This is a genomic window from Candidatus Kaiserbacteria bacterium, from assembly GCA_016699245.1.
Classification (GTDB): domain Bacteria; phylum Patescibacteriota; class Minisyncoccia; order Phycocordibacterales; family UBA918; genus Damh-18.
The window spans coordinates 332,525-348,784 of sequence record CP064968.1; the positions used below are offsets into that span (position 1 = coordinate 332,525).

General features: G+C 42.4%; 12 protein-coding genes. All 12 read right to left on the reverse strand.

Translation table 11 applies throughout. The annotated features are described in order from the left end of the window. Positions 1 to 2 precede the first annotated feature (2 nt). The 12 genes from IPH92_01595 to IPH92_01650 all read right to left on the reverse strand — a co-directional run bounded on the left by IPH92_01595 (position 3) and on the right by IPH92_01650 (position 16,260). Positions 3 to 662: a hypothetical protein gene (locus tag IPH92_01595; GenBank protein ID QQR65256.1), complete on the reverse strand. Its 660-nt coding sequence runs from the start codon at positions 660 to 662 to the stop codon at positions 3 to 5. Between the two features lie 6 nt (positions 663 to 668). Further along, a complete protein-coding gene (locus IPH92_01600) occupies positions 669 to 2,414 on the reverse strand; it encodes a hypothetical protein (GenBank protein QQR65257.1) in 1,746 nt (581 codons plus the stop codon). Continuing rightward, positions 2,411 to 3,436 (reverse strand): hypothetical protein, encoded by a 1,026-nt coding sequence (locus IPH92_01605; GenBank protein ID QQR65258.1) that lies wholly within the window; start codon positions 3,434 to 3,436, stop codon positions 2,411 to 2,413. Before IPH92_01605 ends, IPH92_01600 begins: the two co-directional genes overlap by 4 nt. A gap of 110 nt (positions 3,437 to 3,546) precedes the next feature. Then, positions 3,547 to 3,840 carry a hypothetical protein gene (locus tag IPH92_01610; GenBank protein QQR65259.1) on the reverse strand — a complete coding sequence of 98 codons (294 nt, stop codon included), beginning with the start codon at positions 3,838 to 3,840 and terminating at the stop codon, positions 3,547 to 3,549. Positions 3,841 to 4,604: 764 nt separating this feature from the next. Then, positions 4,605 to 5,741 carry a hypothetical protein gene (locus IPH92_01615; protein ID QQR65260.1) on the reverse strand — a complete coding sequence of 379 codons (1,137 nt, stop codon included), beginning with the start codon at positions 5,739 to 5,741 and terminating at the stop codon, positions 4,605 to 4,607. A gap of 471 nt (positions 5,742 to 6,212) precedes the next feature. After that, positions 6,213 to 7,319 carry a hypothetical protein gene (locus IPH92_01620; protein QQR65261.1) on the reverse strand — a complete coding sequence of 369 codons (1,107 nt, stop codon included), beginning with the start codon at positions 7,317 to 7,319 and terminating at the stop codon, positions 6,213 to 6,215. A gap of 27 nt (positions 7,320 to 7,346) precedes the next feature. After that, complete coding sequence (locus IPH92_01625) at positions 7,347 to 8,270, reverse strand: hypothetical protein (GenBank protein QQR65262.1); 924 nt, start codon at positions 8,268 to 8,270, stop codon at positions 7,347 to 7,349. A gap of 111 nt (positions 8,271 to 8,381) precedes the next feature. Beyond that, the gene (locus IPH92_01630) at positions 8,382 to 10,250 is read right to left on the reverse strand and encodes a hypothetical protein (protein ID QQR65263.1); all 1,869 of its coding nucleotides are present in this window, start codon (positions 10,248 to 10,250) and stop codon (positions 8,382 to 8,384) included. A 72-nt stretch (positions 10,251 to 10,322) separates the two neighbouring features. After that, positions 10,323 to 11,531 (reverse strand): ABC transporter permease, encoded by a 1,209-nt coding sequence (locus tag IPH92_01635; GenBank protein ID QQR65264.1) that lies wholly within the window; start codon positions 11,529 to 11,531, stop codon positions 10,323 to 10,325. Positions 11,532 to 11,743: 212 nt separating this feature from the next. After that, positions 11,744 to 13,066 carry an ABC transporter ATP-binding protein gene (locus IPH92_01640; GenBank protein QQR65265.1) on the reverse strand — a complete coding sequence of 441 codons (1,323 nt, stop codon included), beginning with the start codon at positions 13,064 to 13,066 and terminating at the stop codon, positions 11,744 to 11,746. A 194-nt stretch (positions 13,067 to 13,260) separates the two neighbouring features. Beyond that, positions 13,261 to 14,802: a fibronectin type III domain-containing protein gene (locus IPH92_01645; protein QQR65266.1), complete on the reverse strand. Its 1,542-nt coding sequence runs from the start codon at positions 14,800 to 14,802 to the stop codon at positions 13,261 to 13,263. A 54-nt stretch (positions 14,803 to 14,856) separates the two neighbouring features. Continuing rightward, positions 14,857 to 16,260, reverse strand: coding sequence for a hypothetical protein (locus IPH92_01650; protein QQR65267.1), 1,404 nt, complete (start codon positions 16,258 to 16,260; stop codon positions 14,857 to 14,859).

The following is a 16,260-nucleotide window of genomic DNA, read 5'->3' on the forward strand; positions in this document are numbered from 1 at the left end:
TATTAGGGTGCCACTCGTGAACGAATCTCGTCAATACGTTTATTGTATACAACCAGAAGTTCGCCAATTTCTTGCGCATCGCGTGCAAGGGTTGTTACCTTCACACTTTGTACCGATTCTCCGGAAATGAGTGCTGTAACAATTTCACTCTGAAGACGCTCTTGATCACGAAGTGCTGTACTGCGTGATTTCTCAAGTGATACGATTTCTTCCCACTCCTTTTTGTAATACGATTCTATGTCACGTTCACTGAGTGTTGCAAGGAGTGTGAGTAATTTTGTGTATTGAGTAAATTCGCGCTCAAGTTTTGAGACCATGAGCGCTTTCCTTTCCGAGTAAAATCTACCGCAACTCTCTCTGAGAGTCTGTACCGCAATCAAATCACGTTTGGTGAGTGTTGCAAGTGAATTGAGAAGTTCTTCATACTCGCTTCTACGCGGACAATCACTAATAATAATTTCAGTAATATCATCGGCCCCATTTTGATCAGTAATTTCAGCAAGAGTTCGCATGTACTCTAGCTCCTCTGTAAGCATGGTATGCACCTCAGCCTCCATTGCACGCTGATTATGATGCACAAACCATGCACCACCAACAAACACAAGTGCGATTCCCAAAAGAATAAATGAAATCAAAATGTGTATATGTATATTTTTTTTCATAAATAACTATTTCAGTACGTTTTCAATATCTTCAATTTCTTTACCAATCTTACTTTGTGCATTCTTTAGGTCATTCTCAATACGCTCAATGAGCGTTGCTTCTGCTTTCGTTAGTTTACCCTTTCGTGATTCTTTGAGCTCTGCAATACTCACATCTAAGTTTTGTATAATACTCGTAAATTCAAGCGAGAGACGTTCTTCTGCCTCAATGGTTTCCTTACGCACTTTTCGTTTCCTGAGTGCAAGACGATGCCAAAGATACCACGAGCCAAAGATAAGTACGATGAGAAGTGCAACAATAGGCACAAGTACCGAGAGAATATTAATCACGATAGTTCCTGCAGCGACATAGCCTGGAATTTCAACAATAATTTTAATCGCATCAGATTTTTCACTGACACTTCCAAATGCATCACGGGCAACTGCGGTAATGGAATATACACCTGTTTCGAATTTGTTGTCCGGGATAAAACTAAACTCACCATCTGCATTACTCTGTATTACATACGGATTTTTGTCAGAGTCACCTTCTGCTACGCTTACGATGGTATTGTCACTTGTACGTATCACTTCAATAGCAACTGTTGCATTCGGACGTGTCTTTCCTTTAATAACAGGAATGACTTCAGTATTTATGCGCGAGGGAAACTCGACAAAAGTAGGTTTTTCAAATGCATCAATAGTAAATGAATGACTCGCAATAGCAGTATTTCCTGCACTATCGAATGCTTCTACTGAAATAGTGTGGTACCCCGGCATAAGGGACTCGAGTGTATACTTTTTTAATCCCTCGGCGTCCTTGAAGATGATTGGCTCTTTGCCATCTATCTGAATTTTATATTCACGTAAAGGCGATACATCCTCAAAGGCAAAAAGAAGAGTTTTATTTGGATTATCCGCACGTGGTGTCTCTTCAGAAATTGTAAAGTTCTTTGGTGTTTCAGTATCTACACGCAATATATATTCAGCAATGCGTCCCCATCCGTCAGCATTTTTGAATTGCAAATGAAAATATGAAACCCCCTCAGGAAGGTCTTCAAGTTTTTTTGAGGTAAGGGGTTCATCGTAAACCTTTGTAGGTATGGTACCCGACGTATTATCAAGGAGCATGCGTACTGCAGTCACGCCAGCAGGCAAAGTCCAACTGAGTGCCGCATTCTTTTCCTTGTACCATACTGATGAATCAGGATGTGTACTTGAAACAATTTTTGGTGCTGAGGGTGTGTTTGCGGGCGGGATGTATTCTGGTGCTGGTGACTCACCTTTTGCTGCAATAGTAAATGTTCCTCCGTTCATCGAGGTGAGTACGTTGGTGCCCATGCCATCTGCAGCAAGCACGGAGCCACTTTTAAAAGTCACTTTGGGAGTGCCTGCGGCGAGTGGCTTAAAGGTAATAGAAATAATAGTACCTGCAGCACCTTTGTAGCCCGTTGGTGAACCTCCGCCAAAAGAGATTGTTCCAGCGGTATTTGAGAATGTCGGCTCTTCAGTCCAGAGATTAAAAATCGAACCACCACGAGTGACATTCGTCACCGTGAGTTCACGCGGATTAAAAGAAAGTTGCCCATCCGCTGCATTGACTGACTTTCCTTCAGTATTAAGCACGACCGAAACAGTAAAGATTGTACCTGCTGTATATACGCCTGTGTTTGGGCTTACTTTAAGTATTGCAGCCTCAACATGTTGAGTACCACCAATGTAACATCCAAGAAGAAGAGTTAATCCGAGTATGTACTTTTTAAATAAATTCATGATTGTGTTTCTTCTTCGATTGTTTCTTCGTTCAGTAATCGTTGTTTACGTCTCCAGAGTGCATAAAATACAAGCGCGGTTATAAGTATAATAGTCCCCGTTACGATTATAGTGGTAATGAGCATGTCACGAGACATACTACGAAGTGCAGTATCAGGAACCAGAGTTACAACACGAATGTTACCTGCCTTATCAATAGCTTTTACACGAATCGTGCTATTCAGGGTTTGATCCTTGAGTACATAGGGACTTTCAGTTTCAATCCACGGCGCGTCTGCACGTCCCCATCTGAATGCACTGAACTCTGCAAATGGTTCTTCCATTACTTCATAGTGATCAATACCAGATTGTTTGTCGTTTGAATTAAAGACTATGAAGTATTCATTATTAAATGCAACATCGTCTTTGGTAAGAGTAATGGTAAAGTCTGAAGGAATTTCGTTGTCACTGCGCACATCATCCTTCCACGTGTCTTGGATTTGGGTACCTGCGGTATCTGCTAGATTAATACGTGCTTCTTGGAGTTTGAGTGGTGCTGGAGTACCGCTCCCATCATGTAAGAGCACTTGTGAACTTTCATCGAGCCAAATACGAGGCGATTTATTATCGCTTCCGCTACCAATCGTGAAGCCTGGTGATTGAAAAACGATTTCAAGTACCATATTGGTAAGACTTGGATCACCCGCGATACGTCCACAATAGCCACCAGGCAATCCTCCAGCAAAACGAATGGTGTGGTTTATCTCATCAATTTTTGGAGATTCAACCCAGAGGTTCAAAATAGAATCACCGCGAGAAATATCGACAGCGTTGAGTGCTGCATCATAATGAATAGTAGCATCGACAGTATTAACACACTCTCCTTCATCAGTATCAAGGCGAAGTCCTACCGTGACACTATTTCCCCGAAAAATATCAGCGCTTCCAGGATCAAAGTACAATGTTGCAGCGTGCGCATGTGTGGCAATCACCCCAAAAAATAATACAGCAAAAAAAGCAATACGCACTCGTATATCCATCATATAACTAAAAGTATACCAAATCGTAACCTTAAAAGGAGGGGGACTGTACACAGACCGAGAAGGCTTTCGTTATTCTTAACTTCAATATCAAAGACTCAGAAAATAAGTCTCTACAGAACCAACTCACCTTCTTTTGGCTTAGTGGCATCCACATCAGTAGGGTGTAATTGACATTTTTGGAGACATTTATCTCTAAAGTAGATTGCTCCAATCCGTCTAATAGTCTCAATATTCATCCCTTGGGTGTAGGCAAAATCTTTAAATATTTTATCTGTTTCTTTATCAAATTCTATGTCATCAAACAGATCAAAGACTTTCTCTTGAATTTCGTATGCTGAAATGTCGCAATTATAACCGCATTTTTGATGCAGTTCATTCTCATGGGAATCAATATAGGTTTTCATGCCACTATCTTTCAGAACACGTTCACCTTCTGTAAGTAAACGCAACGGGGAGGCATTACCAATCAGTGTTAATCTCTTATTATCTTTGGCAATACTCTGATTGTTAGCAATATCTTTAATACCATCTTTTATTTCACCAATACTTTTTGTTAGCCAATCAACATTTGTTTTCCTTAAACTCGCTTACCGCTACAATTCTTTCCAAACCCCCCACCCAACCTGTGGTAATTATACTTTATTTTATAAATTATTTCTTTGAACTTGTATATAACTAAAATATTTGGAGACAGAATCCGAAATTATTGTCGCTTCGCTCTGTAATTTCGGGTCACGGCCTCAGAAAATATAGGGGCTTGGGAAATTGATTCCGTCTTCGCGCAAAAATTTTTAGGAAAATGCGCGGCCTCAGAAAATATTGGGGCTTGGTATATAGATTCGCTACGGGGTCTTACGACGTCACTTTTTCTTCCGGGGGGAAGAAAAGGTCTCCTTTTTCATTATGAGAGAAAAAGGAGACAGGCTCCAAAATTATTGTCCTTACAGGACCTGTCCACTCATTGGGTCTTTTGTTTCACTTCATTCACAAAAGCCCTCAATGAGTCTTGCAAAGTGACATTTAGTCCTGTCACGCGGCGTGGGCCGGCCTCCAGAAAATATAGGGGCTTGGATATAGGATTTTCCTTTTTCTGTGACGAAGTCACAGAAAAAAGGAAAAACCCTTCTCGTGGTGGGAGATAGGGTTTTCCTTATTCTTGTACTGTTGCTTAGAACGTCGGAGTTGCTACATAGCGCAGTGTCGTAGTGTAGTCGTCACCTGCTTCTTGCAAAGCCGAAATTTGAATCTGATAGCCGACACGTGCAGCACCGGAGTTTATTGTTGTTCCATCAGAGGGACCATTATGGCCCATGATAGCAATCGGTGTTGTACTTCCAGAAACCCACTCATTCGAGCCGAACTGTACAGATCGGGCAAGAATTGCTGTGTCATTTGAGGTTAATCCCCAATGACCATAGGAATTTGGATTTGCAATCAGACCTCCTGGACCCTGCCATGCCGAAGGCGTAACAGTGTTTGTCCCATCGATGAAGCCATCGATAGTCGCACCAGTTGTAGATTGCAAGCTGCCTGCTTGTTGAACTGTTACGGTGTAGCCTACTGAGGCGTTCGTCGAAACAGAGAGATCATGCGCAAGTGTACGTGATACTCCGATTGGCAAATTGCCAAAAGGAAGTGTTGTTGGGGTTGAGGTTGCAATAGTGGTCGTGGGACTACCGTTTACTGTTGAACTGGAATTTACTCCAGTGACCGTAAAGGTGAGTGACGTATCCACATTTGCCGAAACCGTAACCTGGTCAACAATTGCAACACGCATCTCTCCTGAATCTTGCATCGTACCCGCAATTGTAATTGGGTATGATGTCGTAGCAGATGGATTTACAATTTTTATAGCACCGCCAGTAGCATTTGAACCAATCTTAATTATCATATCTGATGATGAAGCGGTTCCGCCGTCTGTTGGTGTCTCGAATGTAATCGCATCTGTACCAATACCAGTCACTCCCCATGTACCTGCCCCACTCGCACCCGCAAGCGTTTGATCAACCGTATTAACACTGAGGTCAATATCGCCGATTAAAACTCCTGAAGTGTCGAATTGTGAAGCAAAAGTAACAGTAAAGTTTGAGCTTGTTGCCATACCATTTGGTAGTTCAAAAGCTATTGTGTGGTTTGATGTTACAGAAGGTGCTGAGTTGCTCAGCGTATCACTTGCGTTGGTGATTGATGCCGCCTCCGCAAAGCGGAAGAATGTTGGAAGACCAGTACTCCAAAGGAATAAGGCAAGTCCAACCGTCATCGCAACAGCCTGAAGAGTTCGCACGGTTCTTGCCGTGTGAGTCATAGGCTTTTCGTTGTATTAATCAATACATTGACTCTAATAATGAGTAGTGCGTAGTTGGTGCTCTTTCCAACATAAAATTGCACTCCGCAAACACGAAAGTCTCCACCTCTCTAATGTTCACTTTCAATGTATTACGCCTACCCAACAATGCCCGGCTGTGAGCATTTGCAGTAGAGACGTATTACTACCTCCTACAAGCGATATACACTCCTCACATGTGTGGACTGCATACCTCAAGTAGGCGTAACTTCATTGTAGCGTATGAGAAAATAATTTGCGTGAGTTATACACAAGATTGAAATAGAGAATAGAAAATATGGAATATGGAATAGGACAACACTTCGTGTTGATTTTATATTCCATATTTTCTATCTTCTATTCTCTATTTTCTATTCCCTATCTTCTATCTTCTATTCCCTATTTTCTATTTTCTATTCTCTATCTTCTATCTTCTATTCTCTATTCACTATTCTACCCCGTCCAGTTGAACAAAAGGATTGAAAAGTCCTCGAGGCCTACTTTGCCGTTTTGATTGATGTCAGCGGGTGGGTTTGAATTGCCACCGGGGGTTCCCCACCAGAAAACAAGGATAGAGAAGTCTATAAGATTTACTTTTCCATCACGATTGAGGTCGGCGTTACTTGTTGCTTTCCCTTCTACACCCACAAAAAGTGAAAGTACAGTGCCGTAGGGGCTTTCTATTTTTAAGGCTCCCGTACCAGAGACAAATCGCGCTTTGAGCGTATGTGTATCTACTGATACAGTACCCGTATTAAACGGTATAGACCATGCACCAAGTGCGTCTGAAGTAGTAGTGAGCATCTTCTTTCCATTATCAATGGAAACTTCTACGGTGACACTGGGCATAGTTTGCCCACTGAGCGTAATGGTATCACCCGGATTTACATTCACCGTAGATGCACGGAGTGTTGGTGGCACCATGATGCCATTAAGACTTGTTACAGCCCCCTGCGTTACATCAAACGTCGTGTTCACCGTGAGTGAGCGGGTTCCCGATGAGTCTGTCGCCCAGAAACTAAATGATGCAGTACCGGGATCAGTCGTCACATTAAACTGAAACTCACCCCTGCTGTTGGTACGCACAGTTCCTACCGTGTCACCGTCAATCAAAATATTTACTGTAGCGTTCGGAAATGCTTTTCCAGTGATGGTTACTTGTGTTTCACCCAATGGCTCATCGCGACCACCGCTCCCTGAACTACCGCCTCCTCCCGTAGACCCTCCTCCACTATCAGCTGTTTGGCGACTACAGTCACCAGCACAAAAGTCTCCATCATCATTATTTCCATCGTCACATACTTCTCCTTCAAGTGTCTGTAAAATGGCGTCACCGCAGTAATTACCATAAAGACAATCTGTGCCACACTGCCTACCTGCAATAGTCGTACTATATGTCCCAATCTCTCCCGGAACATCACATTCCTCACCTTCATTAACAAGAGTGTCTCCACAAATGCTAATACGAACTGTCGTTGTGGAAACACTAATATTTGCAAATACATCTGATGCACAACTAAAGATAATTATTGCATAAAACACTGGTACAAATAGCCGCATTGAGACGCATAGCATATGCATAGCGAATTACTTTCTTCTTCGTGTCCGAATGAATATAAGGAATGGTACGAAGAGTATAAAGAGCACTGGGATGATTACTGAAAGTTGATGGGGGAGTGAAAGACCAAGGAATCCGAATCCCGCAGTTTGTAAAGTACCATATGGCAATACACTAAGATTGACCTCACCACTGAGCTTTACATCTTCTTCATTCAAAATTTCAAAACGAGCGAGGTAACTCCCTGCTGGAAGTTTCGTGGGGATTTCAGCAAAAATAGATTCAGTTGCAAATGGATCTACAGTATCAATACTTCCCTTTTTATGAGCTTCTTCAAGAAGCACATTACCTGTCTTATCGTAAATTCTAAACACAACATCAGACGGTGCAATCTCTACGTTACCTATGTTCTCAATAAGCATTTCGAATCGAATTTTTCCCGGGAAATATAGCCAGCCAACTTTGTGTCCTTCGTTTAAGTCAGATACACCAATTTTACGAACTTTGAAGTCCTTAATTTTTTTATCAATAACAGTGAGGTCGACATCGAGTTGAGCACCAAGAGAAATACTCACCGCACCTCCAGCAACCTGATCATCAGGGGCACCAGTTTTGATGCGAATATTCCCTTTATATTGTTTAAAATCAGCATCCTTTGGAACAGTCACTTTAACGGTCATTGGAACTTTTTGAACACCTTGTGGCAAGAGAAATTCGTTACCTTCATTGATAACTATCCATCCATTTATTTCAGGAACATCAACATTCACTGTTGCTTTGAGGGCGGTGGTAGGATCACTACGGACAAGATAAATAGTCTGTTCGTATACAGAATTACGGGTGAGACTTACGTTCGTTACATATGGTGGCGTTACACCAAAACCTGCATACGTAGTATGCACAAAAACAAAAAGTACCGCTACTGAAAAAATGATTGAGCGAAACAGTGCCATTATATATATGCAGGCGCTAATGCACCATAACTATAATTATCGTGTACTTACTCTATAAACGCAAGAACCCGCGCTGTATAACGCGGGTTCAATGAATCTATGTTTAGAGGACTACCACTGTAATGGTTCACCGACGAGTGCTGTAAATGTGTTCTGACCGGTATATGCCCCTGCAAAAGTAATAGTTCCTGGAACGCGTATACCCCAATATGCATCACGTTGCGCTGGAGTTGAAGTTGATGTCGACTTAGGTATGTTAATTTCAATCTCCTTTGGAGTCGTTGAGGAAAGTGTATTTCCAAGGCCTTCAGCGGTAGTATACGCTACACTCGAAGTAGCAAACACTTGCTCGTACTCTGGAATAGTTGCGGTGAGTGATGGAATACAAGGTGACGCATTTGTGTAGGTACTACACATCGACGATCCTGTAACATCCTTGTCGAGACCAACATTACCTGTTGCTACCATAGTTGTCGTTGCTGTAAGGACTTCATTTTTCTGTCCCGGTTCGAGTGCTCCGTATGGAATTTGAATTGTAGTGAGATTAAAGGCGAGAAGAGGTAATACATCAACTCCTACAGTACTTTCAGCATATGCTCCTACAGCAGTATCATCATCTATACCTTGCACTTGAGCACGCCAGTCGTCTGTGGTGTAGAAGGACGCCGTTGTACTTCCTGTTGGGTCAGCTATGTACCACATCGGGAATGTACATTCATAAAGAATATCTGAGTCAGATGAACCGGAACAGGTTGTTGATGAGGCGGTACACACAAGATTCCATGAAGTCGGTGCAATGTCACTTGGATAACAGTCATTGGGATCGAAGATTGAAGATGATGTACACGTTGTAGAACTATTTCCTGTAGGTGTTCGGTAAATTGATAGGTTGTAATCAGTAATTTCATCGTCATCTAGACCACCAAATGCATCACAACTATTATTATCTGAGGCTACAAATGATAGAGTAAATCCAGTTGTCTCACTTGATTCATTAATCAAAACAATGTCATTTGTGATTGGTTGGGTGAGAGAAATACTAGTTCCACTCACTGTTGGAGCAACGTTGTTTACCGTAAGCGTATTCACTTGACCTTGTTCACCTCCCGATGCTTCAAATCCATGATTGTCAATGATGTACGGGTATACTCCAAAGTCAGTGTCCTGGGTTGGAATAATTATGGTATACGATGCTGAAGCATCATCATCTACATATATGGTTGACGTTGCAAGTGTTACAGCAAGTGGACCATTACATGAGTTTGTTGTTGTTGAAAAGCCAGCCACAGAACAAACGGTGAGAAATACTTGGTCGAATTGAGCACCACCAGAACTGTCGTTATCTGTTGAGGTACTATAGAAAGTTACCGCTTGACCAGGGATGCCAGTTACAGGATCAGAGAATGCGGTGAAAGTTGGACGATGATTGACTTCAAATGGCGATGAGTTCGTAGCGTTTACACCTTGAGAATATGAGACGCTACATCGTGGGTTACCAGCGTTTCCGTCACAAATCCAGGAATACCATGCATTTGATTCAGCCCAGCCATCAAGAGTCGTTGTTGCTGCTACTGCTAGTGAACCACTCGTTGTGGTGCCTGACACTGCCCATTGGACACCAGAGGTACATCGCGGTGCACCGCCTGACGTAGATGTTGGCATAGCGCTGGTATCACAGATGAGAAGCCAGTAGTCTTCAGAGTTTGAGTCGGTGCCGATTGCTTTCCAAGAAATTACGTCGCCAGCGTTAGTTGGGTTTGTAATGGAGGATTCTATTATTTCAGTAGTTGATGCCGTCCATGCAGGAGGGGTATTTACAACAATAACCGTCGTGCTCGCAGTACTTTGCGCATCTGCTTGCTTTATCTGGCTTTCACCAAGATTAAAAATGAATACTATTGCAAAAACTACTACACCAATGAATGTGGTATACACAGTAATTTTACCTGCCGTACGTAAATGATCTGTGTTATATGACATATACTAATATGAACTGATTACCATAATTCTACTTTATTCAAGCTCAACAAAACCTTAGTTATACACAGTTTGTTATTCATAACGAATAGCATCGAGTGGATTAAGTAAGGACGCACGACGTGCGGGAAAAATTCCTGTTAAATACCCCACTGAACCCGAGAATAAAGCAATGAATACAAGGAATCCTATAGGAAACTGGAAGAGATCAACACTCTTCCCTCCGAACTGACTCGCTGCAACATTCAACATGATATTCACAACAAATCCCAAGGTTACCCCCATGAGTATCCCACTTACTCCACCAAGAAAACCCACAATGATTGACTCGGACACAAACAAAAACTTAATATCGCGTGGTGAAGCGCCTATAGTACGCATGATACCAATCTCTTTGGTTCGCTCCAAAAGAGTCACTGTCATGGTATTAAACATACCAATAGCAGATACAAGAAGTGCAATACCACCAAACGTCGCCAAAACAACTTGAATTCCTTGGAAAATCTTGGATGCTTGCTCTACTGTCTTTGAAAGCGCAGTCACGCGATATCCTTCTTCAATAAGTGATTTTTCAACGTCTGCCAAAAATTCGTTCGATACAACCTTCACTTGTGCTCTGTCGTACTCCTCTATTCCTACATAGTTACGGAGTTCAGGAAGCATCATGAGTACATTAAGCACACCTTCTTCTTTGGTAATTCCTTTTACACGGTATTTTTTCTCAATATTGATTTCCGTAACTAGGTCTGTGCCATCATCTGTAGGAACAAGGAGTCTAAAGGACACCTCCTGTCCAATAAAAGATTCAGCATCTTCAACACCGAAGAGTTTAAGAACGGCTGGTGAGAGCATGACTTCGCCCGTATTAGCAATATCTTCCTCAACAAAGGTGTCTCCGAAGGATGCAGTAATACCAGCATATCGTAGATATGCTGGTTCAGCGCCCTGGATAAAGATATTTCCCGTAAGACCCTTGTAGGTAATCAGAGCGGGAAAACGGGCTAACGGCGCTGCATCTTCAATATTTACATTTTTTTCAAAGCCTTGAATCACTTCGTCTGTAATTGAAAGGTTACGTGCACCAGTAGCAGACACACCAAGTGAAAGAAGGCTGTCTCCAAAGACGATTTGTTCAAGAATGATTTGCTGAAGTCCAAAACCAAGACCCACCAAAATCACCACAGCACCTGTACCAACACCCATACCAAGGATAGTCAGCCAGGTACGCATCGGATTCGTTTTAAACATGCGCGTTGAAAGACGCGCGAGATCCGCTACTTGCATATACTACATATAGTAATAGAAAATTGAGAATATGGAATAGAGAATATAGGATAGAAAATAGAAGATAGAAAATAATAGGAAATAGAGAAGATATAGATAAATATTCAACCATCTCTATCCTCTATCCTCTATCTTCTATCTTCTATTATCTATTATCTATTTTCTATTTTCTATCTTCTATCTTCTATTCTCTATCTTCTATCTTCTATATATTACGTCTTATAACTCACATCCACACCAAGAGCGATGAGTTTTTCCATATACCGTGCTAAGTCATCACTTGTCTTTTCATCGAGATGGAGCCCGCCATTTTTATATGTAGCCATGAGTTGTGCATGAAACTCTTTTTCGCCATGAATACCCGATAATCGGTCTGCAATCATTGTCGTAAGATTGGCTTCAGTGACTTTTGTAAGCGGAACACTGTGGTGTTGAAGAAGATACTCACGAACACGTTCAGCAAACTTATGCTGAGAGAAAAAGGCCGCATCAGAATCATTGTCATTGCGAAAACGCTTGATATCAGTTGACTGTTTAACAATCGATACCGACACATTAGCCATATGTTCTGCGATTTTTCTGTCGACACCCACTCCCCCTTCATCATATTTTTTCACGAGTGCATCGACAAATAGTTTTTTATGTATCTTACCCATGATGAGTAAGTGGATTGCTTTTTCAATACGCGAAAGCTGACTAAAGGTATACTCTTGTGTAAGAAAGTTGGTGAGACTCTTCACACGTAATGTATCAACCGAGTCATACGGGAAAAGACGTGCGAGTTCCTCTAACTCAGTAACGATGGTCTCCCCTTCTCGTACCGGCTTTATTTGTTTGCGCTGTGGATTGACCACTTCTCGCACAATAAAACCATCTTTAAGGTAATAGACTCGATGTGCATAAGAAAGGTGTGCGGCGTTGTGTGACACCATGATAATGGTGCGCATATCAAACGTATTGATCTCATCAATCTTATCCATAACCTGTTGAGTAGAAATACTGTCAAGGTTACCGGTAGGCTCGTCAGCAAGAAGTATCTGTGGGTCGTTAACCATTGAACGAGCTACCGAAACACGCTGCTGTTGACCTCCTGAGAGCATAGAGGGGATCTTGTGAGATACCGCACCCACACCAAAACGGTCAAGGAGCATCTGCGCACGACGCTCACGAGTTGCCTTGTTCGCATCACAAAAAATCATGGGGAGCGCTACGTTGTCGAGTACGGAGAGAGAGCCAATGAGGTTGAAAGACTGGAAAATAATACCCATCACATACCGTTGAAAATACACACGCTCCTGAGGTGGATATGCATAAATATCATCGCCACGAATAAGAAGTGTCCCATCACCCGGTGGCAAAGAGCCCTGTATGGCATACATGAGTGTCGACTTACCACATCCAGAAGGACCGAAGAGAATAATGTATTCCCCTTCATAGATGTCGGTATTGACGTGCTGGAGCGCTTTAAACTCATTCGACTTCCCTTTGTTGTAGGTAATCGTGAGGTCACGGCATGTGATAAGTGGTTTTGCCATAAGCTATGAAATAGAAAATATGGAATAGAAAATGTATGAGATAGAAAATAGAAGATAGAAAATAGAAGATAGAACAACGCTTCGCGTTGTTTCAAGATTTTCAATTTTTACTATTCTATATTCCATATTTTCTATTTTCTATTCTATATTATCTATCTTCTATCTTCTATTTTCTATTCCATATCTTCTATCTTCTAACCATTTATATTTTTAACCCAACCGAAGGTGCTCTCGAAGTTTTCAATAATAATGTCGATGATATTCTTTTCTTGAATAGGCGTAAAAAGCACAAAGTTTTCTGACTTCACACTATTCTTAGATTCGTCTGCACAATCAAGCCAAAACTGATACACCGTTGCTGGTGCAAAATCGACAATCACCTCTACATGCTGCATAGCGAAACCAGTGTCTTTTGAATCAATAACCGTAGGTTCAATACCACCGGTAATACCTTCACGATACGAGAGAGCACAATGGGCTGGTTCATCCGTAATCCATTCTATAATTGTTTGAATACGTGACTCCCCGCCCGGGAAGAGTGTGGATTCGTTCGTCACATTACTGATGATTGGTGGTGCTGTGTCCTTTACCGTAATAAAAGTAATTGGATTGCTCTTTACACGGTCGCCACCTGCGTTTTCTGCAATAACAAAAGCAACATACCGTGTACCTAATGTAAGGTCAGAAATACGCATTTGATGATTGGTGGCGAGGGTAGGACGACCTATTGAGTTTTGGGTACCCTTCGTCAAGTCTTGATACTCGACGAGTGCTTTTGCTGGAACTGTAGTGTCCCACGCGAGTGTTGCGGAGTTTTCCTCCACTTTCAAAATACGAAGATTTTTTATATCAGGGCGTGATGCCTTTGTCTTGAATGTATAATCACGGCTCTTCCCCTCAATACCGTATGTGTCTTTCGAACGCACTTGGAAATGATACTCGGTATATGGATCAAGACCAATCACGCGTACCTCGTGGTCAGTGGTATTACCACCCGTACTTGCTTGAGAGAAGGCATATTGACCTTCGGTATATGTATCTGATGGAGAAAAAAGAACTTCAGAACTAGATTCACGGTCGGTAGTCCATTTTACGAGTGCACTTGTGGTTTCTACAATCACCGTCGGAGGACCCACAATAGTGAGATCTTCGGTAATACCTTGAATTGCTTTTACCGTTTCATTGAGAATTTCTTGGAGTTTTTCTGGCGAATTGATTTGTTTAATTTGTTCGAGCACTTCTTGCACGGTCTGTGATTCAGATTGTGACTGTGATTGTGATTCAGACTGAGACTGGCTTTCACTCTGCACTGTTTGGCTCGTCTCAGTCTGCGTTTCTTTACCCTCCCCTGCTTCAGCGCCAGATTGTGGGTCACCGTCAGTGACTACTTTATAGTTTGCAGAAATGCCCTGATTCCCATCAGCATCTGAAGAAACAACGCGAAAATAGTAGGTACGACCAGGTTCAAGGGTATTCAGCGTTACAGAATGCTCAGTACGAATCGCTTCAGGAATACGTACGGTACCGTAATCTTCTTGAAGTCCATAATTAATAGTTGAATCAGCATCTTCATCAGTCTGCCAGGTAATCGTCACTGTATCTTCCGCAACGTTGGTGATTTGCACATTCGTGATATCAGGCGGTACCGTGTCTGCAGCATGCACAAGAGGAGAGACCTGTGCAAAGTACACAATACAAAAAAGCGTTACTACCGCTGTTGAAAGCGCTCGAATCATGTACAGTAAGTGTACCACCTGTTTGGTACAGACTCGGTGTGTGTTATTAACACACTAGTCTGGAACTGCGTAGAAAATATTGGTTCCGTGATGAGGAGTGCCCGCAACACCGAATGGAATTGCAATCCCCCAGAAGACGTCGTCACTGATGGCAGGTGAAGCGGTGACTGGTTTCGCAAGATCAACTTCAAAATTTGTAGGTGTGGTCGATGAAAGTTCTTTACATGCATCTCCGCAACCACCGTATGAGAAGCTTGATGTTGCGAACTTTTGATATGACGCAGGAATGTATGAGGTGTTATCGTCAGTCAAATCAGTACCCTCTACTGCAATATCAATTGCATTGTTACCGATATTTACAACGGTCGTAGAGGCATTCGTCAAACCAGAATCGGTATTGACCTCAAGTGCAGGGTATCCAATACTATCATTTACTTCAATCGCCTGCATCGTAATGAGATTTATACCTGAAGGTGCAGAACCGACACCAATCAAGTCCGAGTCATCTACCGCTTCGATAAATGCTGCCCAGTGCTCACCAAGATATGTACCTGAACTCGTAGGATCGGCATGGAAGAATATGTCCACATGACACTCCACATCACACGTATTCCCTGCACAATTAGTGAATTCGCATTGTCCAGGTCCTGTAATGTAACAGTTGTTATTATCAGGGGTACATGCAGGACCTTGCCCGCTGCGATAGATGGTCGCAGTAGCCTGTGCAAGATCAACCGTACCATTTGAATCAGTTACCGTTCCCGTAGCATACACACGTGTCGTTGTACCAGGGGTAAGAAGAATATCTGCACCACCGTTAAGTGTAAGCGTCGAGACGTTAGGAGCAAATTGAAGTCGCATTTCAGCCACACGCGTATATGAATCGAGATCAGTCCCCTCGTTTGACACACGGAAGCAATAATTCGAATCAGAAGTATTACTTGTCGGTGTGAATACATACTCTACTTCTGTGTATGTATTTTGTGGAAGTGTGATATTACCAGTGTTATTACTTCCGTCTTCGACCATTTGTCCGCTTATAAAGACACCGTCGCCACCAAGTACGTCTGTTGTTGCTTCAAGATTATCTACATACGTAGAAGACAGCATACAGAATGGACTTCCCATGCAACTTACCTGATTGGGTATCTCCACAAAGTCATTATAGCTAACTGCCTCACAACTTGGTGATGCGCCCTTTGGTGCAACCTCAATTTCATAATTTTGATTATTGACTTGAAGCCCCGTATTCTCCACCACGAAACGTAGACGAATCACATCGCCAACATCGACACCTGAAGCAGGAGTGTTACGTGCCCCGCTCCATGATGCACCGCCTGGTACCTGCTCGCCACCGAAGGTCGTGGTTGGTGTTGTTGTAATGAGCGTACGCGCAGAATACACATCCCAAGCGCCATGATATGACCATAGCGTGTATCCCACACCTCCCGTGTCCAT

Bases quoted from the DNA above. Each gene is read 5' to 3' on its own strand.
- IPH92_01595 (QQR65256.1), bottom strand. From the start codon at position 662: ATGAAAAAAAATATACATATACACATTTTGATTTCATTTATTCTTTTG.
- IPH92_01600 (QQR65257.1), bottom strand. From the start codon at position 2,414: ATGAATTTATTTAAAAAGTACATACTCGGATTAACTCTTCTTCTTGGA.
- IPH92_01605 (QQR65258.1), bottom strand. From the start codon at position 3,436: ATGATGGATATACGAGTGCGTATTGCTTTTTTTGCTGTATTATTTTTT.
- IPH92_01610 (QQR65259.1), bottom strand. From the start codon at position 3,840: ATGAAAACCTATATTGATTCCCATGAGAATGAACTGCATCAAAAATGC.
- IPH92_01615 (QQR65260.1), bottom strand. From the start codon at position 5,741: ATGACTCACACGGCAAGAACCGTGCGAACTCTTCAGGCTGTTGCGATG.
- IPH92_01620 (QQR65261.1), bottom strand. From the start codon at position 7,319: ATGCGGCTATTTGTACCAGTGTTTTATGCAATAATTATCTTTAGTTGT.
- IPH92_01625 (QQR65262.1), bottom strand. From the start codon at position 8,270: ATGGCACTGTTTCGCTCAATCATTTTTTCAGTAGCGGTACTTTTTGTT.
- IPH92_01630 (QQR65263.1), bottom strand. From the start codon at position 10,250: ATGTCATATAACACAGATCATTTACGTACGGCAGGTAAAATTACTGTG.
- IPH92_01635 (QQR65264.1), bottom strand. From the start codon at position 11,531: ATGCAAGTAGCGGATCTCGCGCGTCTTTCAACGCGCATGTTTAAAACG.
- IPH92_01640 (QQR65265.1), bottom strand. From the start codon at position 13,066: ATGGCAAAACCACTTATCACATGCCGTGACCTCACGATTACCTACAAC.
- IPH92_01645 (QQR65266.1), bottom strand. From the start codon at position 14,802: ATGATTCGAGCGCTTTCAACAGCGGTAGTAACGCTTTTTTGTATTGTG.
- IPH92_01650 (QQR65267.1), bottom strand. From the start codon at position 16,260: ATGGACACGGGAGGTGTGGGATACACGCTATGGTCATATCATGGCGCT.